The sequence below is a fragment of the Actinopolyspora sp. BKK2 genome (assembly GCF_011291845.1).
In the GTDB taxonomy this organism is placed as follows: Bacteria; Actinomycetota; Actinomycetes; order Mycobacteriales; family Pseudonocardiaceae; genus Actinopolyspora; species Actinopolyspora saharensis.
This window is the reverse complement of the sequence record NZ_JAANTE010000008.1, coordinates 137,933-161,627: the sequence shown is the minus strand read 5'-3', so window position 1 is coordinate 161,627 and position 23,695 is coordinate 137,933. Positions and strand designations below refer to the sequence as shown.

The window sequence follows — 23,695 nt, the reverse complement described above, 5'->3', positions numbered from 1 at the left end:
TCCGGACCCCCCGACAGAGGTGACCCGTTCGACGCGGGCGCTTCGAGCCCGGGCAGGACGAGGAGCTCCGGTGCGTGAGTCGGATGCCTCGCAAGGCGGGGAGGGCACGTGGCGCAGGCCGCTGCCGAGATGCCCTCCAACGCTCCCGAGGCGCCGACTCACGTGTGCCGGCTACCCGACCAGCCGGACGAGCCGCCCCGCGGGGAAACCGGTCGTCAGACCCCGGCTTCCATCCGCTCCTTCCGATCGGCCTCGCGCAGCGCGCCCAGCACCGAGTCGAGCTCGCCCTCCAGCACGTGGTCGAGGTTGTAGGCCTTGAAGTTGATGCGGTGGTCCGAGATGCGGTTCTCGGGGAAGTTGTAGGTGCGCACCCGTTCCGAGCGGTCCACGGTGCGAACCTGGCTGCGTCGGGTCTCGGCGACCTCGCGCTCGGCCTCCTCCTCGGCCATGGCCTGCAGCCGCGCGCGCAGCACCTGGATGGCCCGCGTCTTGTTCTGCAGCTGGGACTTCTGGTTCTGGCAGGCCACCACGATTCCCGTGGGCAGGTGGGTGACCCGCACGGCGGAGTCCGTGGTGTTCACGCTCTGCCCCCCGGGCCCGGAGGAGCGGTGCACGTCGATGCGGAGCTCCTTCTCGTCGATCTCCACCTCGACCTCCTCCCGCTCCGGGTACACCAGCACCCCCGCGGCGGAGGTGTGCACCCGCCCCTGGGACTCGGTCACCGGGACTCGCTGGACGCGGTGAACGCCGCCCTCGAACTTGAGCTTGGCCCAGACGCCCTCCAGGCCGGGCTCGCTCTTCGACTTCACGGCGACGATGACGTCCTTGTAGCCGCCGAGATCGGACTCGGTGGCGCCGAGCACCTCGGCCTGCCACCCCTGCCGCTCGGCGAAGCGCAGGTACATGCGGAGCAGGTCGCCCGCGAACAGCGCGGATTCCTCGCCGCCTTCCCCGGACTTCACCTCGAGCACGACGTCGGAACCGTCCCGCGGGTCCCGCGGAGCCAGCAGCTCGGCGAGCCGTTCCTCCAGTGCGGGAATCCGGGACTCGAGCTGCTCGGCTTCCCGCGCGAGGGCGGGGTCCTCGCCCGCCAGCTCCCGTGCGGTGGACAGGTCCGAGCGAACCTGGTCGAGCTCACGCGCCGTGCGCACGATCGGTGTGAGCTCGGCGTGCCGCTTGCCGAGTTTCCGCGCCCGCTCCTGATCGGCGTGCACGTCCGGGTCCGCGAGCCGTCCCTCCAGCTCGGTGTACTCGGCGAGCAGCTCCTCGACCCTCGAGGTCTCCACGGTGCTCCCCACTTTCGCCACGAGTCCGATACGAGAACGGCGCCCGCCAACTGATCGAGGCGGGCGCCACGGACTCGGCTACTTCTTGGTGCGGGCGTTCTGCGGACGCCGACCGTAACGAGCCTCGAACTTGGCGACGCGACCGCCGGTGTCCAGGATCTTCTGCTTGCCCGTGTAGAACGGGTGGCAGTTCGAGCAGACATCGACGTTGATCTTGCCCTCGGTCTTGGTGCTCCGCGTGGTGAAGCTCTCCCCGCAGTTGCAGACGACCTGCGTTTCCACGTATTCGGGGTGAATGCCGCTCTTCATGATCAATCCTCTCCTCGTGGCACCGGGTCCTCGTGGTGTCCACCAGAGGTGAACCGGCGCCGGAACGGGTCCCGATTTTGCCAGACCGAGACCGTTGACCTGCAACGCAGGGTGCGCACTACGTATTCCCGCCCCGCAGGGGGCGTGCGTGCGGAATTCGACGGCGCGGGCGGGAGGGGCCCGGACTCGCGGTCACGGTGGAACGCCGCCCACGCGGAAGGGGACGGATCGCGCGGGATCCGAACCGTTCGCCCCGCGACGAACGGTGCTCGCCCTGCCCGGAACGATCCGACGAGGTGGCTCCCCGTGGCGAGGTCGGTCCGGGCCGGGCACTCACTCCTCCTCTTTACCCGGAGTCGTCTTGGCCACCTGGGTGAGGAACTCGATGTTGGTGCGCGTCTTGCGCAGGCGGTCCTGCACAAGCTCCAGGGCCTGCTGGGAGTCCAGCGCGGCCAGCACCCTGCGCAACTTGTGGTGAACGGCCAACTCGTCCGAGGACATCAGCAGTTCGTCCTTGCGGGTGCTCGAACTGTCGACGTCGACGGCCGGGAAGAGCTGCTTGTTCGCCAGCTTGCGGTCGAGCTTGAGCTCGGCGTTGCCGGTTCCCTTGAACTCCTCGAAGATGACCGTGTCCATGGCGGACCCGGTCTCCACCAGCGCGGTGGCGAAGATGGTCAGGGAGCCGCCGTTCTCGATGTTGCGCGCCGCGCCGAGGAAGCGCTTCGGCGGGTACAGCGCCGTGGAGTCGACACCACCGGACAGGATCCGCCCCGATGCGGGAGCGGAGAGGTTGTAGGCCCTGCCGAGGCGTGTGATCGAGTCCAGCAGCACCACCACGTCGTGCCCCATCTCGACCAATCGCTTGGCCCGTTCGATGGAAAGCTCGGCCACAGTGGTGTGATCGGACGGGGGACGGTCGAATGTGGATGCGATGACCTCACCCTTGACCGACCGCTGCATGTCGGTGACCTCTTCCGGCCGTTCGTCGGCGAGAACGACCATCAGGTGGCACTCGGGGTTGTTGGTCGTGATCGAGTTGGCGATCGACTGCAGCACCATCGTCTTGCCCGCCTTCGGCGGGGAGACGATCAGGGCGCGCTGGCCCTTGCCGACCGGCATCACCAGGTCGATGACCCGGCTCGTGATGCTCTGGGGCTCGGTCTCCAGGCGCAGTCGCTCGTTCGGGTAGAGCGGCGTCAGCTTGTGGAACTCGGAACGGCGCTTGGCCGCCTCGGGTTCCAGGCCGTTGATCCCGTCGACCCGCACCAGCGGGTTGAACTTCTGGCGCTGCTGCTCGCCCTCGCGGGGCTGCCGGACGACGCCCTTGATGGCGTCACCGCGCCGCAGCCCGTACTTGCGGACCAGCGACAGGGAGACGTACACATCGTTCGGGCCGGCCAGGTAGCCCGAGGTGCGGACGAACGCGTAGTTCTCCAGCACGTCGAGGATCCCCGCGACCGGAAGCAGCACGTCGTCGTCGCGCACCTCCGGCTCGTTGTCACCGCGTCCGCGGTTGCGCCGCCGGTCCCGGAAGCGACGACTGCGCCTGTTGCCGCGTTCGTCGTCGTCCTGCTGCTGCCGCGAGTTGTCTCCGCGACCGTTGTCGTTGCGGTTGTCGGGACGGTTGTTGTCCCTGCGGTTGTCCTGCCGGTCGCCGTCGGTGCGCTCGCTCTTGTCCGAGCCGCCCCTGTCGTTGCGGTCGCCCCGGTCGTCCGAGTTCTGGTCCTGCTGGCCGGAACGTCCCGAGGAACGACGACGCCGGTTCCCGCGGCGTCCTTCCTCGCCGGAACCGTCGTTGCCCGAGCGACGCGAACCACGGTTCGGGGACGAACCGTTCGAACGCTTGTCGGATCCCGGGGTCGCCTCGGTGGCCGGAGCGGAGGATTCCGTGCCGGAAGGTGCCGACTCCGCCTGGGGGTGGCCGGACTTCTCCTTGGAGTCCTTGTTCCTGGCGTTCGCCCCCTTGGTGTTCCGGCCCTTGTTGTTGGTGTTGTCCTGGTCCGCCTGCTGGTCGAGAGTCGGCTGCCGGCTTGCGGACGAGTCCGACTGCTGCGGTGCCGAACTTCCCTGGCGTTCCTTGATTGCGGCGATCAGGTCGCCCTTGCGCAGACCCGCGGTGTCGATCCCCAATTCACCGGCGAGCTGCCGCAGTTCGGCCAGCACCATGCCCGAGAGGCCGCCCCGACGACGTGTGTTGCCGTTGGCCCCCGAACCGGAAGCTGCCTGTTGCGACGACTCGGACTCCTGCCCGCCGGACGGAGAGACGCCGTTGCCCGTCTCGCTGCTCAACAGATCGGTGTTGCTCACGAATGTCCTTCCTGACCGGATCCGCGCCTCCTACGCGGCCCAGCGGATTCCCCGCTCGTTACGAACACGAGCGGCCTTGTAGTGCTACCGGCCCCTGTGTCGAATGAACTCGACGAGGACACCCGGCGCGCGTGGTGTCGGCACCCACTCGAAATCCGGCAGCACCGGGCAGCGGAGGCGCCTGACTCGCGCACCTCTGGTGATATCACCCGTCCACGGCGATGTGACCACCTACCGGAGTGATCATGACCGTGTCCGCCCACCAATCGTTGGTACGTGCCTCGCTGACTGATCGTTACCGGACTCACCGAAACGGCCGGCGCCGACAAGGCCGACACCGCGCGTCCGGAGCACGCTCCGACACGGTTGCCGAGCACGGTGCCCGGGAAAACCGAAGCCTCCACTTTGGTCACCGAGTTATTCGCGAATGCCGTGCGGAACCACAATCCGTAACGCCAGAGCTCCCAGTCCGACACCGGCAACTACCTGAAGTTCGACCCGACGAAGCGAACCCCTTGAGTTGACAACTCCTGACTCGGTCACCGCGATCGGCTACCCGCCGTCCTGCTCTCCAGCCGGAGTATGCAGTCGAATCACAGCGAGGGATGCATCCCGGGAGATCTCCCGGGCAAGGCACCGGCGCCGATGCGCCCGGTGACTGATTGACCTTGAGGGTATACGCCGAGTCACTCCGGTGCAACAACCAAGAGCATGACACGCCCACGGGGGAACGTCCCTACTCGGTCACGATCCTGTCGGATCTCCCGTCGAATCGTGGGCCGACCGACAGAAACGAGGGTTCGACAACCACGATGCCGACACCACCTTTATACCACCGGCGGGACGGCGGATGTTCACCCCCGCCGGATCAGGTGAACTCCCGGACGCGCACCCCGCTCCGATCCACGCTCAGCCGTGTGACCTCGAAGCCTTCCGGGTGAATCTCCCGCGGAGGCTCCCCCGAGGGGGGCAAGGCCAGCACCGTGGGTCCCGCCCCGGAAACAGCGGCGGGCACACCGGTATTCCTGAGTCGCCGGACGAGTTCGAGCGTGGCGGGCATCGCGGGTTCCCGGTAGTCCTGGTGGATCCGGTCCTCGGTGGCCACGTGCAGCAGGTCCGGCCGCGCGGTGAGGGCGTGCACGGCCAGCGCGGAGCGACTCGCCGCGAACGCCGCGTCGGCGTGGGCGACGTTCGCGGGCAGCAGCCCCCTCATCGCATGAGTCTCGGACTCGGAGCGGGGGATGAAGACCACCGGAGCCAACTCCTCGTGCGGCTCCAGACGAACGGCTTCATAACGATTTTCCGCACTGAAGGCAACAGCCAGCCCACCGAACAGGCTCGCGGCCACGTTGTCGGCGTGTCCCTCCACGGAGGCGGCCTCCTGCAGGGCCCGCTCAGCCGTCCCCTCGGCGTGGACGTCGAGCCCGGCGAAGCGGTAGGCGGCCGTCACCCCGGCCACGATCGCGGCCGCCGAGGAGCCCAGCCCGCGCGCGTGCGGGATCGCGTTGGTGCAGCGCACGTCGACCGCGAGCGGAGCGAGTCCCAACCCCTCCAGGGTTCGGTGCAGCACCCGCACCACCAGGTGCCGCTCGTCCGTCGGCACCTCCCCCTCGCCCGGGCCGCTGACGCTGACGCGCGCGCTGCCGGTTTCCCGCCCGCTCCGCGTGATCTCCACCGTGTCGTGGAGGGCGAGCGCCATGCCGAGCGTGTCGAAGCCGGACCCGAGGTTCGCGGTGGACGCGGGGGCCGTGACCTCCACCCGGTTCGGCCCCTCCCCGCTCCCGGCGAGCTCCGCGGACCGCTCCTCGACAGGCACGTCCCGAGTCACGTCAGCTCCAGCGCCGTAGCCACCGCCTCGGGATCGACCGGAAGCGGCTGCACCTCGACCATGTCGGCCAGGGCCGTGTCCGGATCCTTGAGGCCGTGTCCCGTGACGGTGCACACCACGTCGGAGCCCACGGGCAGCCTCCCCTCCGCGGAGGTCGCGAGCAGACCGGCGATGCTGGCCGCGGACGCCGGCTCCACGAAGATCCCCTCGCGGGAGGCCAGCAGGCGGTAGGCCTCCAGGATCCGCTCGTCGGTCACGGCGGAGAACAAGCCACCCGAGTTCGTCCTGGCCGCGACCGCGCCGTCCCAGGAGGCCGGACTGCCCACCCTGATGGCCGTGGCCACCGTCTCCGGTTCGGAAACCGGCTCACCGGAGACCAGCGGGGCCGCTCCCGCCGCCTGGAACCCGAACATGGCCGGGGCCCGATCGGTGCGCCCGTCGGCGAGGTACTCCGAATAGCCCGTCCAGTAGGCGGTTATGTTGCCCGCGTTGCCCACGGGCAGGCAGTGCACGTCCGGAGCTGAGCCCAGCGTGTCGCAGATCTCGAAGGCCGCCGTCTTCTGCCCGGCCAGGCGCGCCGGATTGACCGAGTTGACCAGTGTCACCGGGTAGTTCGCAGCGGTCTTGCGCGCCAGTTCGAGGCAGTCGTCGAAACTGCCCCGCACCTGCAGGATCCGAGCACCGTGCACCACGGCCTGCGCCAGCTTGCCCATCGCGATCTTGCCCTGCGGCACCAGCACCGCCGAGCCCATCCCGGCGCGGGCCGCGTAGGCGGCGGCCGAGGCCGAGGTGTTGCCGGTCGAGGCGCAGATGACGGCCTGCATCCCCGCGGCCTTCGCGTGGGTCATCGCCACGGTCATGCCGCGGTCCTTGAACGAGCCGGTGGGGTTGGCGCCCTCCACCTTCACGTGGACCCGGCAACCGGTCAGCTCGGACAGGTGCGGCGCGAAGACGAGCGGGGTGTTGCCCTCCCGCAGGCTCACCACCTCGGCCCCGTCCGGAACCGCGACCCGGTCGCGGTAGGCCTCGACGACCCCCGGCCACCCCGGACCCGAGTGCGCGGGGGCGAGTTGCATTTCCGAGGTCACGACGGTTCCCCTTCCACCCGCATAACACTGACAACCTCGAGCACCGCGGACAGCCCCGCGATCTTGTCCACCGTCCTGCGCAACGCGGCGTCGCTCGCGGTGTGCGTCACCACGACCAGGCTGGCGTCCGCGCCGCGCCCCTGCTGGCGCACCACCGAGATGCTCACGTCGTGCTCGTTGAACATCGAGGCCACCTGGGACAGCACGCCCGGCTTGTCCGCGACGTCCAGGCTGATGTGGTACCGCGTCGGCGTGCGGTCCATCGAGCGGACCGGCAACTGCGCGTGAGCGGACTCGCGCGGTCCCTTCCCGGAAACCACGACGTTGCGCGCCGCGGCGACGAGATCGCCCAGCACGGCGCTGGCCGTGGGGGCCCCGCCTGCGCCCTGCCCGTAGAACATCAGCTGGCCTGCCGACTCCGCCTCGACGAACACGGCGTTGAACGCGCCGGAAACCCCGGCCAGCGGGTGATCCCGGGGGATCATCGCCGGGTGGACCCGCGCGGAGACCGACTCGGAACCGTCCTCGTCGACCACTCGTTCGCAGATCGCGAGCAGCTTGACCGTGCGGTCGAGCGCGCGGGCGGCCTGGATCTCCCCGGCACCCACCTCGGAGATGCCCTCCCTGTGGACGTCGAAGGCGGTGACCCTGGTGTGGAAGGCCAACGAGGCCAGGATCGCGGCCTTGGCCGCCGCGTCGAACCCGTCCACATCGGCCGTCGGGTCCGCTTCGGCGTAACCGAGCTGCCCCGCCTCCTCCAGGGTCTCGGCGTAGCCCGCACCCGTGGAGTCCATCGCGGAGAGGATGTAGTTGCTCGTGCCGTTGACGATGCCCATGACCCGGTTGATGCGGTCACCCGCCAACGACTCCCGCAGCGGGCGCAGCAGGGGGATCGCCCCGGCCACGGCGGCCTCGAAGTAGATGTCGGCGCCGTTCGCGTCGGCGGCCGCGTACAGCTCCGAACCGTGTTCGGCCAGCAGGGCCTTGTTGGCCGTCACGACGGACTTGCCCGCGTGCAACGCCCTCGACAGCAGCGAGCGGGCCGGTTCGATACCGCCGACCAGCTCCACGACGACGTCGGCGTTCCCCTCGACGAGCGACTCCGCGTCTGTGGTCAACAGGTGTTCCGGCACCTCGGGGTGCTTGTGGGGGCGGCGCACCGCCACACCGGTGACGTGCACCGGAGCACCGGTTCGAGCGGCGTACTCGGTGGGGTACTCGCGCAGCAGTCGCAGCACCTCGGTGCCCACCGTGCCGCAGCCCAGCAGCGCCACCCTGATCGGTTCCCGATCCTCGATCACTCACACCTCCAGCCGAAGCAGGTCGTCCTCGGTCTCCCTGCGTAGCAACAATCGCGACTCCCCGGAGCGCACCGTCACGACGGCCGGTTTCGGCAACCGGTTGTAGTTGCTGGCCATCACGTAGCAGTACGCGCCCGTGGTGGCCACGGCCACCAGATCGCCCGGGGCAACATCCTCGGGCATCCAGTTGTCCCGCACCACCACGTCACCGGATTCGCAGTGTTTGCCCACGATGCGGGACAGCACCCCGGGGCGCTCCCCCTCGCGGGAGACCAGACGGCAGTCGTAAAACGCGTCGTAGAGCGAGGTCCGGATGTTGTCGCTCATCCCGCCGTCGACGCTGATGTAGCGTCGCGAGGCTCCGCCGTCCAGCGCGACGTCCTTGATGGTGCCCACTTCGTAGACCGTGACGGTTCCGGGGCCCGCTATGGCCCGCCCCGGCTCCACGGCGATGCGCGGCGCGGGGAGCCCGGCAGCGGCGCACTCCTTGCGCACGACCTCGCCCAGCCGTTCGGCCAGCGTCGCGGGCGGCAGCGGGTCGTCCTCCCGGGTGTAGGCGATCCCCTGCCCACCTCCGAGGTCCACGGTCGTGACCGAGTCGAGGGCCTCCGGGCCGTGCTCGGCCCGCAGCTGGGCCAGCAGACCGATCACCCGGTGCGCGGCGAGCTCGAAACCGTCGTCGTCGAAGATCTGCGAACCTATGTGGCTGTGCAGCCCGACCAGCCGCAGCGAGCCGGACTTCAGCACCCGGCTCGCGGCCTCGGCCGCGTCCCCGGCCGCCAGTGAGAAACCGAACTTCTGGTCCTCGTGCGCCGTGGCGATGAACTCGTGGGTGTGGGCTTCCACCCCGACTGTGGTTCTGATCATGACCGGCTGGGTCACCCCGCGCTCGTGCGCGAGGTGCTCCAGCCGCGCTATCTCGTGGAACGAGTCGAGCACCACCGAGCCGACCCCGGCGTCCAGGGCGGCGGCGAGCTCGGCGGTGGACTTGTTGTTGCCGTGCATCGCGATCCGCTCGGGCGGGAACTCCGCGCGCAGGGCGACCTGGAGCTCCCCGCCGGTGCAGACGTCCAGGGAGAGCCCTTCCTGGTCGATCCACCGGGCGATCTCGGTGCACAGGAACGCCTTGGCCGCGTAGTGCACGGCGGACGGGTCGCCGAAGGCGGCCACGTAGTCCCTGCAGCGTGAGCGGAAGTCGTCCTCGTCCAGCACGAACAGCGGAGTGCCGTGGCGTTCGGCCAACTCGCGCACATCGTTTCCCGCGAGCGTGGTAACCCCGTCCGAACGGCGGGCGGCATTGCGCGGCCACACCTTCGGATGAAGCTGGTTGACCTCCTCCACGGAGGAGGGGGCTGCGAGCCCGGAAGCCGGTGACACGGCCGCGTCGGCGGCGTGCCTCGGGCCCGCTGGATGGGCGCGCATGATGCGCCTCCTCTACATCTGTTCGGGGGCACTGACGCCGAGCAGGGACAAACCGTTGGCGAGCACCTGGCGGGTCGCCTCGCACAGCTGCAACCTGGCGATCGTCAACGGGCCGGCCCGGTCGTCACCGGGCTGCAGCACGCGGCAGGAGTCGTAGAACCGGTGGTAGGCGCTGGCCAGCTCCTCCAGGTAGCGGGCGACGCGGTGCGGCTCCCGCAGTTCGGCCGCCGAGTGCACGACCCGGGGGAACTCCCCGAGCGTGCGGATCAGGTCACCCTCCCTGTCGTGCGCGAGCAACCCCAGGTCGGCCTCGGTGACGCTTCCCCGGTCGATTCCGAGCGAAACGGCGTTGCGCTGCAGGGAGGACAACCGGGCGTGCGCGTACTGCACGTAGAAGACCGGGTTGTCGTTGGTGTGCTTGCTGATCAGGTCGAGGTCGATGTCCACGGGGGAGTCGACCGAGGAGCGGATCAGCGAGTAGCGCGCCGCGTCGACGCCCACGGCCTCGACCAGGTCCTCCAGGGTCACCACGGTACCAGCGCGCTTGCTCATGCGGACCGGTTCGCCCTCGCGCACGAGGTTGACCAGTTGACCGATCAGCACCTCCACCGAGTCCGGGTCGTCGCCCATCGCGGCGGCAGCGGCCTTCAACCGCGAGATGTAGCCGTGGTGGTCGGCTCCGAGCATGTACAGGCACAGCTCGAAGCCGCGGTCGCGCTTGTCCCTCAGGTAGGCGACGTCGCCGGCGATGTAGGCCGGGGCGCCGTCGCTCTTGATGACGACCCTGTCCTTGTCGTCGCCGAACTCGGAGGAGCGCAGCCACCAGGCGCCCTCGGCCTCGTAGAGGTTGCCCGACTCCTTCACCCGTTCCAGGGCCTCGGTGACCGCGCCGGAGTTGTGCAGCGAGTCCTCGTGGAAGAAGACGTCGAAGTCGGTGCGGAACTCGTGCAGGCTGCGCTTGATCTCGTCGAACATCAGCCCCACGCCGGTGCGGCGGAACACCTCGTCGCGCTCGGCGTCGGGGAGCTCGAGCACGCCGGGTTCGCGGCGGACGACCTCGGAGGCGATCTCACCGATGTAGGCCCCGCCGTAGCCGTCCTCGGGAGTTTCCTCGCCCTTGGCCGCGGCCACCAGCGATTTCACGAACCGGTCGATCTGCGCGCCCGCGTCGTTGAAGTAGTACTCCCTGGTGACCTCGGCCCCCTGGGCCTGCAGCACGCGCCCGAGGGCGTCGCCCGCGGCGGCCCACCGGCTCCCGCCGAGGTGGATCGGTCCGGTGGGGTTGGCCGAGACGAACTCGAGGTTCACCCGCAGGCCCTGGTAGAGGTCCCCGGAACCGAAGCTCTCGGCCTTGGTGAGCACGTCCCGGACGATGGCGCCCTGCGCGTCCGCTGCCAGCCGCAGGTTCAGGAAGCCGGGCCCGGCCACCTCGGCCGAGTCGATCTCCTCGCGCTGCGCGAGCGATTCGGCCAGCCACCCGGCCAGTTCGCGCGGCGCCACTCCGGCTCGCTTCCCGACCTGCATCGCCAGGTTGGTGGCGTAGTCGCCGTGCTCCGGGTTGCGGGGTCGCTCGACCGTGACGTTCTCCGGCAGCACCGAGGTGTCCACCCCTCGGGCGGACAGCACGTCTACGGCGGTCGTTCGGACGAGTTCGGCAAGCGCTGCTGGTGTCACCCGATGAAGTCTAAAAAAGCAATGTCGCTGGTTATCCAGCGGGTACCGCACAGCGAACTCGCGCACTCCCCGCTGCCGGAACGAATCCCAGAATCCGAGAAAGCATTCATTCTTTCCTCGTGAACGCCGGGGAAACGATTCCTGACGCCCCAGCCCTTCAGCGCCCGGGCCGCGGCGCTCCCACCTCCGGACAGCGCGCCCAGCAGGAGGTCAGCCCCGCGCACCCCGCCTCGGCGCACACCGCGATCACCCCCGCCGCACACCCCGGGCGAGGCGTGGGTTAGGCTGTAGTCAGTTCAACCGCAGAGCGGGAGAACAACAAGCGAAGAGCCCTCGTAGCTCAGTGGATAGAGCACCGCCCTCCGGAGGCGGGTGTCGCAGGTTCGAGTCCTGCCGAGGGCACCCAGGTCAAGCCATGTGCCACGCCTACGAAGATTCCTCGTGGGGCACATTCGGGGCACACGCTGCTTCATCCATCCGATCGGCGATCTCGTTGAGTCGGTCCGGGAACAGGTGCCCGTAGAGGTCGAGCGTCATCGTGGCGGTCTTGTGCCCGAGCATCTGTTGGACGAGTTTCACGTCCGCGCCGGAGGCGATCGCCAGCGATGCCTCCATCCGTGCGAACTCCTTCGACACGCTTCGTCGCCTTCCGCAACAGTCGAGAACCCCTTCGCTGGACATCGTCAGACGTGAATCATCGCTCCACTCCAGGGGTGGCACGACGAGCGGTGACGATCAGCACGCTGATGAGGATTAGCGCGGAGCCGAACAGTTGCAGCGGTGTCGGACGCTCAGCAAGAACGAGAGCCCCCAGCGCGAGAGCGCCGACCGGTGTCAACAACAGCAGAAGCGCACCAGTGTGACTGGGCAAGTGGGGCAAGCACATCGCGACGAGCAACCACCCCAGCACTTGGCCGCACACGGCTACGAGCAACAGCCAGCCGAGCGTTCCCCACCCCGGAGTGAGATCAACTCCCCGCCATACGGCTCCCAGGAACATCGAGGCCACCGTCGCCGAAGCGATCACCACCACATACGTCCGCATGGTCAGTCCACCGCGCCCTCCACTCCTCAGCAGGAACAGGAAGCCCGAGTAGCACAACGAGGCCATCGTGGCGTGCACCGTCCCGCGAAGAGGCTCAGCGCCCGCGCCACCGCCTTCGATCACCCCCGAAGTGAATATCACTCCGAGTAACACCACCGGAACCGCGATCAGATACCGGCGTGGCACTGATTCGTTGTCTACGATCCACGCGAGCGCAGGGACGAACACGACTTGGAGATTGACGAGAACAGCTGTCAGCCCGGCGCCGACCTCGGTGATGGCCTGCGTCCACAGCAGCATGTCTCCGCTGAACAGCACCCCTGCGGCCGCGGCCCGCCCTAGCTGTCGCCGTGACGGCACACCTTCGCCCCGGCTTTTCCAGATCGCCAACAGAACCAGGAACGGGAGCGCCAGGAGGCATCGGTAGACCGAAGCCGTTCCCGGCGAAGCGTCAGCGAAACTGACCCACACCCCTGTTGTCGCGATGAAGAGGGCACCTACGACCATGCCCGACCAAGCGGGGGACGCGCTCGCTACGGCGCTCGGTGAGCCGCTACCGGAACAGACCAATGCAGGATCCTTCGCGATGTGAACTGAGAGGATTTCGTCGGGAAATCTCTGGGGCGGGGACAGCCCCAGCTGGAACGAAGACAGGTCCGACCGCTTCACCCTTCCAGCGATTTATCGCATCGCGGTGCCTCTCGTCCGCGGGAACGGCCACCGCAGGCGTGCCGCCGAGCCGCGAGTCGCAGGACTCAGCGGCGCCCTTGCCCGTTCCGGGTGAGCACCTGGTTCCGTGACCGCGGAGCGATCGCCTCCCCGGTGAGCCCCTCCGTCACGAGCGCCCCGCCCGTTGCGAATCCTCCGGCACTACCCCCGCGGCGTGCCGTCCCAGCTCCAGGTGGTGAGCCTAGGGCGCCCGGGGAGTTCGGTGCGTCCCGTTGCCCACAGCAAGGCGCTCCACGGGTCCGCGTCCCCCGGTGCGTGCGGAAAAAGCCGGGTGAGTGCTCGCGAGCACGGGGCGGCGGGTGGGGTCCAGGAGAGCCCGAGACCGCGAGCCAGGTCATGCGTGTGCACCAGGGTCTCCACGATGCCCATCGCGGCGAAGCCCTCGGGGTCCGAGACACCGAAGACGTGGTAGGCGCGGGTCTGCGGAGAGGTCGTGCGCACCATGGCGACGAGCAGCGCCCCGCTCGCCTCCAGCGTCCGCAGCAGGCCGGCGGGCCCCGCCGTCCGGTCCGCGTGAATCGCGTTCTCCGGGCCGCCGGGGCGGCGGCTCTCCCACACGAAGGGCACCTTGCCGTCCCGGGGTGGTGTCCTGGGGCCCAGTTGGACGGCGTACGCGAACAGGTCGTCACTGAGGTGCTCGACGGTCTCCCAGCAGTCCCACTCCAGGGAACCCGCCTTGTTCCCCCAGTCCGCCGAATCCGCTTCGCGCAGGACGTCCACGGCGAGTTCCAGGGCGATATCGAGGTCGTCCGCTGCGCCGGAGGACGAGGACGAGCGACTCTCGGATGATCGGGACATGGCAGGACCGTACAGCCGGCAGCTCGACCCCGCCATCCCCGTGATGGCGGAGCCCGATGCTCCGGCGAACCCGCACCGGCACGGGACCGACCGGGTGAGACCCTCCGGACCCACGTGCGAATCACCCGATCCGGCGTTCCCACAACTGCCCCGGTGAGTTCGCGGATTCCTCGATGACCCGCCAAACGAGCACCCGGCACCAGAAGTCGGCGACCACGGCGGGGCTCGACGACGACGTCGATGACCGGGACGGCGATGCGGCTCGACGTGCGCGGAGTACCACCCGCTCGGGAGAACCACTCAAGGCAGCAGCGCACCACGACGGGCGGAAGGGCCGAAGCCGTCACCGCGTCGTCGGTCGTCCGCCGGCTTCGAGGTCCGACGAGTCGGCGCCTGAAGGCTTCGGCACCTGGGCACTCCCCCGGAACACGGACTCCGACCTCCCGCTCCGCGGAGTCACCACTTGTAGGGCAGGAACTTGCCGTCGAGCACGATCCGAACGCGCGGGCCCTCCGCGGTCTCCTCCCGCTGGACGTCGAGGTTGAACGTGATCGCGCTCATGATCCCGTCACCGAAGTCCTCGTTGATCAGTTCCTTGATGGTGGTGCCGTACACCTGGAGCGCCTCGTAGATGCGATAGATCGTCGGATCCGTCGGCGGGACCGAATCCAGCGAACCGCGGTGGGGGATCTCCGTGAGCACCGGAACCACTTCTTCGGGGAGCTCGAGCAGTTCCCCGAGCTGCTCGGCCTGCCCGGCCTCCAGCGGATGCTGCCCGAGCATCGCCGCGGTCAGCCAGGCCCTGTCCACGCCCAGGCGCTCGGCGAGATCGGTGTAGCCGAACCCCTTTCTCCGTTTGGCCTCGTGAATCCGTTCCGTGGCCTCCGACCTGTTCATCGACCGGCCCCTCTCCTCGTTGCTCGTCGACCGCTGCCTTGACGGGGCACCCCGCACTCGGGTGCTTACCCGCGAACAGGGTGAGCAACACCGTTCGTCGTCGCTCCGTCCCACAGGGTGATCACGGGGGCGGCGGAATCTGCCTCCGCGGATGTCGCCGGACAACCCTGCCGACCGGTGACTCCGTGTCGTGGTTCCCGGGATCGACCGGTACGGGACCTTCGCACCGTTCGAAGGTCCCTTCTCACCCTTCGGGCAGGCACGACGAACCGCTCTCCAGCAGACTCCGCAGCTCCCCGGCCCGGACGGGGTAGGAAAACAACCACCCCTGGTAAGAAAGCACCCCCACACCGCGCAGCGCCTCGAACTGCTCCAGGGTCTCCACCCCTTCGGCGGTGCATCTGCAACCAATGGCAGTCGCCAGATCGACGATGGCCCGGACCACGTGAAGATCGGTGCTGTCCCGTGCGACCTCCGCGACGAAACCGCGATCGACTTTGATGATCTCGATCGGGAGTTCCTTCAGCCGAGCGAGTGAGGAGTAGCCGGTGCCGAAGTCGTCCACGGCGAACCGCACGCCGCGTTCGGCGAGCTCGCTCATGACCTCGAGTCCCCGTGCGGAGAGGTTGATCAACGAGGTCTCCACCAGCTCGAGGACGATATGCCCCCAGGCGATACCGGTTTCGGCCACGACCTCGTCGAGCACGTCGAGCAGCTCCGGATCGCCCGGCGAGAGCGCCCCCAGATTGATCGAGGCCCGTACCGCCCCACCATCAGCTCTCGGCGGCCACGACACTGCTTCGCGCAACGCCGCACGCAGTACGTAACGATCGAGCTTACGCAGCAGGCCGCCTCGTTCGGCGACCGGCAGGAAAAAACCCGGGGTCAGCTTCCCTCGCTCCGGATGCCACCAGCGCACCAGAGCTTCGGCGGCCCTGATCACCCCATCACCATCCACGATGGGCTGGTAACACAGTGCCAGATCCTCGTTTTCCAGAGCCGTGCGCAGCTCGCTCTCCAACTGGACCTGCCGGTCCATCGATTCGATCAGCGCCGTGCTGGCCACCGCGAACCGTTCCCTGTTGCCTCTCTTGACCTCCATCACGGCCGCGCCGGCCGAGCGCAGCAGTTCGTCGATCGTCGAGTCCGAGCTTTCCGCGATCGCCACCCCGACCGAGGCCGCTATCTGGATGGGTGGGTGATCACGCAGGTGAACGGTCCGGTGGAGCAACTCAGTGACCAGCGTGACCACGACCTCCACCCCACCCGCGCCCACGACGTCCGGACACACGACCAGATACTCGTCCGAAGCCAGCCGCGCGACGAGCCAGCCCTCCGGCAGATCGCCGCGCATGCGCTTGGCCAGCTCCATCAACAGTTCGTCCCCAGCCCGCAGCCCGAGGGACTCGTTGATGCGTCTGAAGTCGGTGATGTCGCAGTACAACATCGCCGATCCGCTCATGTCGGCGTCGGCGAGCAGCTGATCGAGGGCTTGTCGGTTCGGCAGCCCGGTCAGCTCATCGTGGGTAGCCCAGTAGCGCCATTCTTCGACCCGCCGGTTGCGCTCGGTCACGTCCTGACAAACAACCATCCAGAACTCATCGCCCTCGGGGCGCACCGACTTCGCGATGTGCAGCTCGCAGATCAACTGCTGTCCGTCGGACCGGAGCAGCTTCATCTCCCGGACGGGAGCTCGCCCCGGTGGAGCACCGGCGCCGAAGGATTCCAGCAGCTTCGGTTTGTCCGGCTCGTCGGGATGGACGAAATCCGTTACGTGTGCTCCGGACATCTGCTCCGGGGAGTAACCGAGCAGCCCGCACAACGCGAGGTTGGAATCGACCAGGTAGCCGTACCTGTCGTACACCCCGATGCCGATCGGGGTTAGCACGAAAAGGTCGTGGAACTGCCGCAGCGACCGTTCCAGCTGGGTATGAAGATCGGTCTCGTCCCTGGTCAGCCTGGCGAAACCGCGTAGTCTCCCTTCGCTAGACCACAGGGCGGTGGTGACCACGCTCGCCCAGAACCTGCTGCCGTCCTTGCGTATCCGCCAACCTTCATCGGTACAGCTGCCGGATTCCACGGCACGCCTGAGCAGTTCTCGCGGATAACCCGTCGCGTTCTGCTCGGAGGTGTAGAAGATCGAGATGTTCTGCCCCACCACCTCGTCGGCGGGGGCCCCGGTGAGCCGTTCCGCCCCGGGGTTCCAGCTCGACACCACGCCGTCCGGGTCGAGGGTGTACACGGCGTACTCCAACAGTGAGGATCCGAAGGCGCCGATCACCTTCTCGCCATCGGCCCGAAGGCCATTCCCGTGGTCCGTGCCGCTCATGTACAGCTCCGGTTACCGAGTCGCGATCGGCCTACAAGTCCCCGGTGGTTTGCCGTTCGAAACGGGTCCCCGGCAACGGTGATGGGTTCACCATTGTTTCCACATCGGAACATCCGCTTCTTTCCCGGTCGCTCTCGAGTGTCGACCAGCATCACGATACGCGCACGACCAACCTTCGATCTTCACCCCATTGGACCGGACATGCTGGGCCAGGTACCCGGTCAGCTCGGAATCGGGATCGCGAGATCGTCCACCCCGTCCCTGAGCTCGGGGGCTGCTACAACCACCGGAACCCGAGCGATGTGTTGCGGCCCATGACACCTTGACACCTCACCCCCGAGGTGTGAACGTTCCGTGCGAAACCAACGCGACGACATGCAGGAAGCCGGTGCAAGCCCGGCACGGTCCCGCCACTGTGTGTGGGGAGTTTTCGCCAAAACGCCACTGTCGGTGATCCGATGGGAAGGCGGCGGACAACGCCGATCCACGAGTCAGGAGACTGCCGTCGTCGTGCCGATTCGTACGGGGTCGCGGAGCCCCGGAGGAGGTAACGACGGTGCCGTACCGAACCGCGCGCGCATTCACCTTCCACCGCTTTTCCACGGGGACGCGCAAGGGCAGGTCACTCCCCACGTCCCGTTCGTCGTAAACGCCTGAAACCGTCCGCGTTCCGGACGACTCGACGACGACCCTCACGACCCGAAGCGTGGAGACAAGTGTGCCCATCGGGGAAACACCTTCAGATCCTACCGTCACAAAACTGTCCATCCTGGACAAACTCGTCGTGCTAGCCCGAACCGGTTCGCTCCTCGAGCACGGAAACCCCCTCCCGGCCGAGATGATGGCCACTGTCGCCTTCCGTACCGAGCAGAATGCGCGCCACGTGGGCAGGACCACGGGGTACGTCAATTCGGTACTGAGCATTCGGGTGGGCGAGGCGGTCGGCTCCTGCGCCACCGAACCGGACGCTCAGGACACCACACGGCTGTCCGGCCTGACCGGTTCCACGGTCGACGAGCTGCTGGATCACCCGGAACCGGCCGTTCGCACAGCCGCGCTGGACGCCTACCTCGCACACCTGTCACCGCACGACGCTCGGAGAGACTCCCGCACCGCGCGTCTCCCGCGTGGTGATTCGTCGGCCAAGTCGCGGGCACGAGCCCGCGCCGTGGTGGATCTGCTCCCCGAAGGAACCAAAGGCCCCGTAGCGGTCATCGGAGTGGTGAACTCACTGCTGTCCGCTTTGGAAGCCCGGAACCTCGAACACGTTCCATGCGACTTCAAGGGTGGCCGCACCGAGCAGGGAGAAACCGTGCTGCGGAACCACTCCGCGGCGCTGTCCGGAGCCCGGGCGGTACTCGCATCCGGCATGACCCTGGGCAACGGGACGTTCGACGGGATCGCCGAACACTGCCGGGCCAATGCCGTCCCGCTGGTGGTGTTCGCCCAGACCGGCAGCGCGGTGTTCAGGGAACTGCTGGGCACGCACCTAACCGCACTCTCCGCCGAGCCCTACCCGTTCTTCTGGCTCACCGGGCAGGAGAACGAGATCCACCTCTACCCGGCTGCCCCCGGAGGACACTCGTGAACAGCGACGCGGACTCCGCGGGCGGACGCAGGTGTCACTCGCTGCTGGAACTCATCGGCGACACCCCCGCACTGCGAGTCACGACTCCACTTCCCGAAGAGCACCCCGGGTTCTGGGCCAAGCTCGAAGGGGTATCCCCCGGTGGCATGAAGGCCAGAGCCGCGCTGTCCATGATCCTCGGCGCCAGACGGCGCGGCGAGCTGCGGCCCGGCGGCACCATCGTGGAATCCACCAGCGGCACCCTGGGAATCGGGCTAGGTTACGTGGGTATCGCTCTCGGCCACCCCGTGGTACTGGTGGCCGACCGTGAACTCGACGATCCAAGCGCGAGCCTGCTGCGTGCGCACGGGGCGCGGATCGAGGTCGTCGACGAACCGGCTCCCGTCGGTGGATGGCAACGCGCGCGACGCGATCGGGTCACCCGAATACTGGCCGAGCACGCGGACGCGTTCTGGCCGGACCAGTACAACAATCCGGACAACGCAGCCGGTTACACGGCTCTCGGGCACGAGCTCCTTGACCAGTTCGACCGGGTGGACGCGGTGGTCTGCAGCGTCGGGACCGGCGGGCACAGCTCGGGAATCGCGTCGGTACTGCGTGCCCACCGGCCCGGTGTCCGGATCATCGGAGTCGATTCGCCGGGTTCGACGCTGTTCGGCCCGGAACCACTGCCGAGGGTGATGCGTGGTCTGGGCAGCAGCATCCATCCGGACAACGTCGCCTACGCGGAGTTCGACGAGGTCCACTGGGTAGGCCCCGCCGAAGCCGCGTGGTCCTGCCGAGAACTCGCCAGGAGCGTCTTCGTCACGGGCGGGTGGAGTACCGGTGCCGTGGCGCTGGCTGCCGCGTGGTGTTCGGCCGAACTGGACTCGGACCGGGTGGTGGCGGTGTTCCCGGACGGACCGTACCGCTACTGGCAAACCATCTACGACGACGAGTTCCACGAGCGGAACGCGCTCGACGCGCCACAGTGCATCCGACCGCACCCGTACCGCGCGGGCGAGGCGCGCGGTTGGAGCAGAACGCGCAGAGTAGAGGACCCGTGTCCCGGACGAACCTGCGACTCCGAGTGTTCCGTGTGCGGACGGGACGGTGCTCAATCATGAACTACGCGGCGTTCCGCCGACTGTCCCCCGCGGCGCGACTGCTGGTCGTCAACCAGCTCGGGATAACCGTCGGTTTCTACATGCTGCTGCCGTTCCTTGCCTCGTACATGAGCGAAGAGCTCGGCTACGGAGCGGCCGTGGTAGGGGTGGTGCTGGGAATCCGCAATCTCAGCCAGCAGGGCATGTTCCTCGTGGGCGGCACGGCCGCCGACCGGATCGGCTGCCGCCCGATGATCATCGCGGGGTGCGCCCTGCGCGTGGTGGCCTTCGGATCGTTCGGGGTATTCACCACGCTGCCCGGCCTGATCGCGGCGGCCGTGCTGACCGGACTCGCCGGTGCGCTGTTCAACCCGGCGGTGCGGACTTACCTGATGCACGAGGCCGGGGAATACAAAGCGGAGGCCTTCGCGGTGTTCAACGTGTTCGGGCACGCGGGCACCCTGCTCGGCCCACTGCTCGGGGCCGGGCTGCTCACTGTCGACTTCCGCCTGATCGCGCTGCTGGCGTGCCTGGCCTTCGCGGTGCTCACGGTGGCCCAGCTGCTCGTGCTGCCGCACCGGCGGATCGAACGTCAGGAGAAGGGGGTATTCGGCAGCTGGCGCGAAGTCGTAGGCAACCGCCGCTTCCTCGGTTTCACCCTGGCGCTGTCCGCGTACTTCGCACTGTACAACCAGCTCTACCTGATGCTGCCGCTGGAGATCCGCCGCGTCTCCGGGGTCGCCTGGTCCATCGCCGGGGTGTTCGTGGTCTCCACCGCGATCGGCGTGTTCGGTCAGGTGCGGATCACCGAATGGTGCCGCCGCAGGTGGACGGCCGGACGCTCGGTGGCGATCGGTTTGAGCTGCATGGGCGTTTCCTTCCTACCCGTCCTGGCGACCAGCCCGCTGCTCCCGGCGGGGGACGGCAGGCCCGACGGGGCCGGTGGCTGGGCGACGGTACTCGCCTGTCTGCCCGTGCTGGTCGGCACGGCGCTGTTCACCGTCGGCACGGCCATCACCAACCCGTTCGCGATGGAGCTGTTACCCGCCGTGGGCAACCCGCGCCTGGCGGGGACGTACTACGGCTTCTACTACCTGGCCTCCGCACTCGCGGCCGCCGCCGTCAGCTGGTTCGCCGGGGCGCTGCTCGACGAATTCGACGGCTCAGCGCTGAGTTGGTTGCCCTGGTGCTTCCTGCTGTTGGTCGGTTTAGCCGGCGGCTCGGGCGCGGCCGTGCTGAACCGGCGCGGTCTGCTCGACCGCACATCCGAACACACCTCCGAAGGGAAGGGGACCCCCGCGTGACCACACCGAACATCAACAGGAGGCGACTGCTCGGTGGAACGCTGGGCGTGCTCGCCGCGGGCCCCCTCGTGGCGTGCGGCGGCACGGGCAGCAGATCCGACAACAGGCTCCGGGCGGCCTTTTCCGTGTCGGGCAGCAGGGAGTCGCTCGACCCGCACACCGGTTCCCTGTTCGTCGACCAAGCGCGCTCCAAGGCGCTGTTCGACACGCTGGTCGGTTACGCCCAGGACATGAGCCCGGTTCCCCGACTCGCCGAGTCCTGGGAACCGGACGCCAGCGGCAAGCGGTGGCGGATCAGGTTGCGCGCGGCGAGGTTCCACGACAACAGACCCGTCACGGCGGAGGACGTGCTCTACAGCTACCGGCGCATCGCCGACCCGGCCACCGGGTCGCCGGCACAACCCCAGTTCTCCGGTGTTGACTTCAAAGCCAGTGAAGCGGTCTCGGAACGCGAGCTGGTACTCGTGCTCGGCGAACCGGACTTCTCCTTTCCCACCGCGTGGGGAGCGCCCGCCACCGAGATCGTTCCCGCCAACGCCGCGGACTTCGGCGAACCGATCGGCAGCGGCCCGTTCCGTTTCGCGTCTTTCGAAACCGGCGGATCTGCCGTGTTCGAACGGTTCGAGGGACATTTCGACGGCCCGCCCGAACTCTCCGAACTGGAGTTCGTTCCGGTCAACGAAGAAAACGCGCGAGTGTCCGCCCTGCTTTCGGGACAAGTGCACTACGCGCACGACATCGGTGCCAACTCGGTGGAGATGGTACGGAAGGACGGACGGGGCGAGGTGCTGTCCGCTCCCCGCAGCACCATGCAGGCGGTGGCCTTCAAGGTCGACCGTCCGCCCTTCGACGACAACCGCGTGCTGCGGGCCGTACTGTCGGGTGTGGACCGCGAGGCACTGCTCGGAGTGGTGCTCAACGAACGCGGCGAACTCGGCAACGACCTGTTCGGCAAGGGGTTGGAGTACTATCCGGAGGACATCCCGCAGCGGGAACGTGATGTGGACCGAGCACGCAAGCTGCTGCGCGAAGCCGGTGCGGAGGGGATCGGTTTCGAACTGCGCACCAGCTCGGCCGACCCCTACTTCGAACCGGCGGCGAATCTGATCGCCGAGCAGCTCGGCGAGATCGGGATCAAGGTCACGCCCAGAGTCGGCCCCTCCGAGACCCACTACTCCGACATCAAGAAGCACGGCGTGGCCGGACACACCAGAACCGCCACCCTGCCGATCACCACCTACCTCTCCAAACGCCTGCGTGCGGCCTCGGTGAGCGCCAACTACACCGGTTACGACTCCGCAGAGTTCAACAGGTTGTTCGACGACGCCGTCGCGACCGCGGACGAGCGGAAACGCACCGAGCTGCTCACCGACGCTCAGCGGCACGCGCGCAACCACAGCGGCTTCATGGTGTGGGGATTCAGCGATTGGAACGTGGCCGTCTCCAGCGATGTCGGCGGGTTGGAGGCCGCCACCCCGAATTCGCTGAACTGGGCCAGGTTTGACGGGGCCGAACTGGGATGATGCGTGCTCTCCTCCCGACTGGTGCGCTCTGTTCGGGTCGATCCGGCGGGGTTCCTGCCTGCGCGACGACGCCTGCACATCCACACGACCCACCGATGACACCACGGTGTCCCCCGTGTGCGCTCTCCCGAGAGCACCACCGATGTCGTGTGGAACGTTGCCCGGACTCGGAGCCCCCGCGGCGGGAACCGGCGGGAGATCCGGTTCGGCGAGCCCTTGCGCCGGGGGAGAGCAGAAAGACCCTATGAGGCGGATCGCGGTCGCGCTGCTGCAGGTTCTCGGGGTCGCCGTGCTCGTCTTCGCGCTGGGCGCGTCGCTGCCCGGCGACACCGCCGTGGTGATCCTCGGCAAGCACGGCACTCCGGAGCAGATGGCCGAGTTGCGTGAACGACTCGATTTGGACGAACCGCTCCCGACTCGTTTTCTCGAGTGGTTCGGCGGTCTCGCGCACGGGGATCTGGGTACCTCACTGCTGACCGGGAAACCGGTGATCGAGGAAATCGCCGACGGACTCGCCACCACGGTAGTGCTCACCTCCGTCGCGCTCGGGTTCACCCTGCCGTTGGCGCTCGCGCTCGGAGTGTTGACCGGGCTGCGGCGTGGTTCACCGTTGGACCGCGCCGTGAACTCGATCGTGGTGGTGCTCGACTCGGTGCCCGAGTTCGCGTTGGGGCTGCTGCTCGTCGGATTGTTCTCGCTCCAGCTGGGGTGGTTGCCCGCCACGGCGGCAGGCATCTCGGGATTCTCGTTGCTGGCATACCCAGCTGTGCTGGTGCTACCCGTCATGGTGCTGGTGTGCAAGCAGTTGTGCGCCCTGGCACGTCAGATCCGTATCGGGGTGGCCGAAGCCGACACCGCCGAGTACACGAGTCACGCTCGCATGCACGGGCTGCCCGAACGGATCGTGCTGTTTCGGCACGTGCTGCCCAACGCGGCGGGGACCGCCGTGCAGCAGCTCGCGCGCACGGTGGACGGTCTGCTCGGCGGCGTGGTGGTCGTGGAGGCGCTGTTCGCGCTCCCCGGGCTCGGTTCCGGTTTCGTCGACGCCGTCATGACCCGCGACCTCCCGACCGTGCAGGGCTACACGCTGATATTCGCCATCACGACGGTCACGGTGAACCTGCTCGCCGACATCGCCGCACGACAACTCGTTCCACAACGCGAGGTGACACCTTGAGGGGC

General features: G+C 68.1%; 17 protein-coding genes, 1 tRNA gene, 1 pseudogene and 1 riboswitch. Of the genes and pseudogenes, 6 read left to right on the top strand and 13 right to left on the bottom strand.

The features are described from left to right. Positions 1-215 precede the first annotated feature (215 nt). From prfA to argS, 8 genes are all read right to left on the bottom strand, one after another. Positions 216-1,286, bottom strand: a complete 1,071-nt coding sequence (gene prfA, locus G9Q41_RS16990) for a peptide chain release factor 1 (RefSeq protein WP_092523683.1) — start codon at positions 1,284-1,286, stop codon at positions 216-218. A gap of 78 nt (positions 1,287-1,364) precedes the next feature. Next, positions 1,365-1,595 (bottom strand): 50S ribosomal protein L31, encoded by a 231-nt coding sequence (gene rpmE / locus G9Q41_RS16985; RefSeq protein ID WP_092523684.1) that lies wholly within the window; start codon positions 1,593-1,595, stop codon positions 1,365-1,367. 333 nt (positions 1,596-1,928) lie between these two features. Further along, positions 1,929-3,902, bottom strand: a complete 1,974-nt coding sequence (rho, locus tag G9Q41_RS16980; protein WP_165633471.1) for a transcription termination factor Rho — start codon at positions 3,900-3,902, stop codon at positions 1,929-1,931. Positions 3,903-4,770: 868 nt separating this feature from the next. Further along, complete coding sequence (gene thrB, locus G9Q41_RS16975; RefSeq protein ID WP_165633472.1) at positions 4,771-5,730, bottom strand: homoserine kinase; 960 nt, start codon at positions 5,728-5,730, stop codon at positions 4,771-4,773. Next, positions 5,727-6,806 carry a threonine synthase gene (gene thrC, locus G9Q41_RS16970; RefSeq protein ID WP_092527371.1) on the bottom strand — a complete coding sequence of 360 codons (1,080 nt, stop codon included), beginning with the start codon at positions 6,804-6,806 and terminating at the stop codon, positions 5,727-5,729. The genes thrB and thrC overlap by 4 nt, the downstream gene beginning before the upstream one ends. A gap of 8 nt (positions 6,807-6,814) precedes the next feature. Then, positions 6,815-8,119, bottom strand: a complete 1,305-nt coding sequence (locus G9Q41_RS16965; protein ID WP_092523689.1) for a homoserine dehydrogenase — start codon at positions 8,117-8,119, stop codon at positions 6,815-6,817. Continuing rightward, positions 8,120-9,541 (bottom strand): diaminopimelate decarboxylase, encoded by a 1,422-nt coding sequence (lysA, locus tag G9Q41_RS16960; protein ID WP_092523691.1) that lies wholly within the window; start codon positions 9,539-9,541, stop codon positions 8,120-8,122. A 12-nt stretch (positions 9,542-9,553) separates the two neighbouring features. Further along, the gene (argS, locus tag G9Q41_RS16955) at positions 9,554-11,215 is read right to left on the bottom strand and encodes an arginine--tRNA ligase (protein WP_092523693.1); all 1,662 of its coding nucleotides are present in this window, start codon (positions 11,213-11,215) and stop codon (positions 9,554-9,556) included. Between the two features lie 329 nt (positions 11,216-11,544). Here argS and G9Q41_RS16950 point away from each other — a divergent pair. Beyond that, a tRNA-Arg gene (locus tag G9Q41_RS16950) sits at positions 11,545-11,617 on the top strand. 24 nt (positions 11,618-11,641) lie between these two features. On the opposite strand, the pseudogene G9Q41_RS16945 reads toward G9Q41_RS16950, so the two are convergent. From G9Q41_RS16945 to G9Q41_RS16925, 5 genes and pseudogenes are all read right to left on the bottom strand, one after another. Beyond that, positions 11,642-11,824: pseudogene (locus tag G9Q41_RS16945) on the bottom strand (site-specific integrase); the annotation flags it as partial. A gap of 85 nt (positions 11,825-11,909) precedes the next feature. Beyond that, on the bottom strand, positions 11,910-12,767 hold the full coding sequence (locus G9Q41_RS16940) for a DMT family transporter (protein WP_165633563.1): 858 nt from the start codon (positions 12,765-12,767) through the stop codon (positions 11,910-11,912). A 363-nt stretch (positions 12,768-13,130) separates the two neighbouring features. Next, positions 13,131-13,787, bottom strand: coding sequence for a maleylpyruvate isomerase N-terminal domain-containing protein (locus G9Q41_RS16935; RefSeq protein WP_165633474.1), 657 nt, complete (start codon positions 13,785-13,787; stop codon positions 13,131-13,133). A 456-nt stretch (positions 13,788-14,243) separates the two neighbouring features. After that, positions 14,244-14,684, bottom strand: a complete 441-nt coding sequence (gene cynS / locus G9Q41_RS16930) for a cyanase (protein WP_165633475.1) — start codon at positions 14,682-14,684, stop codon at positions 14,244-14,246. Positions 14,685-14,928: 244 nt separating this feature from the next. Beyond that, a complete protein-coding gene (locus G9Q41_RS16925) occupies positions 14,929-17,013 on the bottom strand; it encodes an EAL domain-containing protein (RefSeq protein WP_165633476.1) in 2,085 nt (694 codons plus the stop codon). A 330-nt stretch (positions 17,014-17,343) separates the two neighbouring features. Next, positions 17,344-17,536: riboswitch (cobalamin riboswitch) on the top strand. Between the two features lie 261 nt (positions 17,537-17,797). Here G9Q41_RS16925 and G9Q41_RS16920 point away from each other — a divergent pair. The 5 genes from G9Q41_RS16920 (at position 17,798) to G9Q41_RS16900 (ending at position 23,690) form a co-directional block, all read left to right on the top strand. Beyond that, positions 17,798-18,601 (top strand): DUF364 domain-containing protein, encoded by an 804-nt coding sequence (locus G9Q41_RS16920; RefSeq protein WP_207631351.1) that lies wholly within the window; start codon positions 17,798-17,800, stop codon positions 18,599-18,601. Further along, positions 18,598-19,707 carry a PLP-dependent cysteine synthase family protein gene (locus G9Q41_RS16915; RefSeq protein ID WP_347567598.1) on the top strand — a complete coding sequence of 370 codons (1,110 nt, stop codon included), beginning with the start codon at positions 18,598-18,600 and terminating at the stop codon, positions 19,705-19,707. Before G9Q41_RS16920 ends, G9Q41_RS16915 begins: the two co-directional genes overlap by 4 nt. Then, positions 19,704-20,990, top strand: coding sequence for an MFS transporter (locus G9Q41_RS16910; RefSeq protein WP_165633477.1), 1,287 nt, complete (start codon positions 19,704-19,706; stop codon positions 20,988-20,990). The genes G9Q41_RS16915 and G9Q41_RS16910 overlap by 4 nt, the downstream gene beginning before the upstream one ends. Next, a complete protein-coding gene (locus G9Q41_RS16905; protein ID WP_207631352.1) occupies positions 20,987-22,513 on the top strand; it encodes an ABC transporter substrate-binding protein in 1,527 nt (508 codons plus the stop codon). Before G9Q41_RS16910 ends, G9Q41_RS16905 begins: the two co-directional genes overlap by 4 nt. 244 nt (positions 22,514-22,757) lie before the next feature. Next, entirely contained in the window at positions 22,758-23,690 is a 933-nt protein-coding gene (locus tag G9Q41_RS16900) for an ABC transporter permease (protein WP_165633478.1), read from the top strand. The last annotated feature ends 5 nt before the right edge of the window (positions 23,691-23,695 follow it).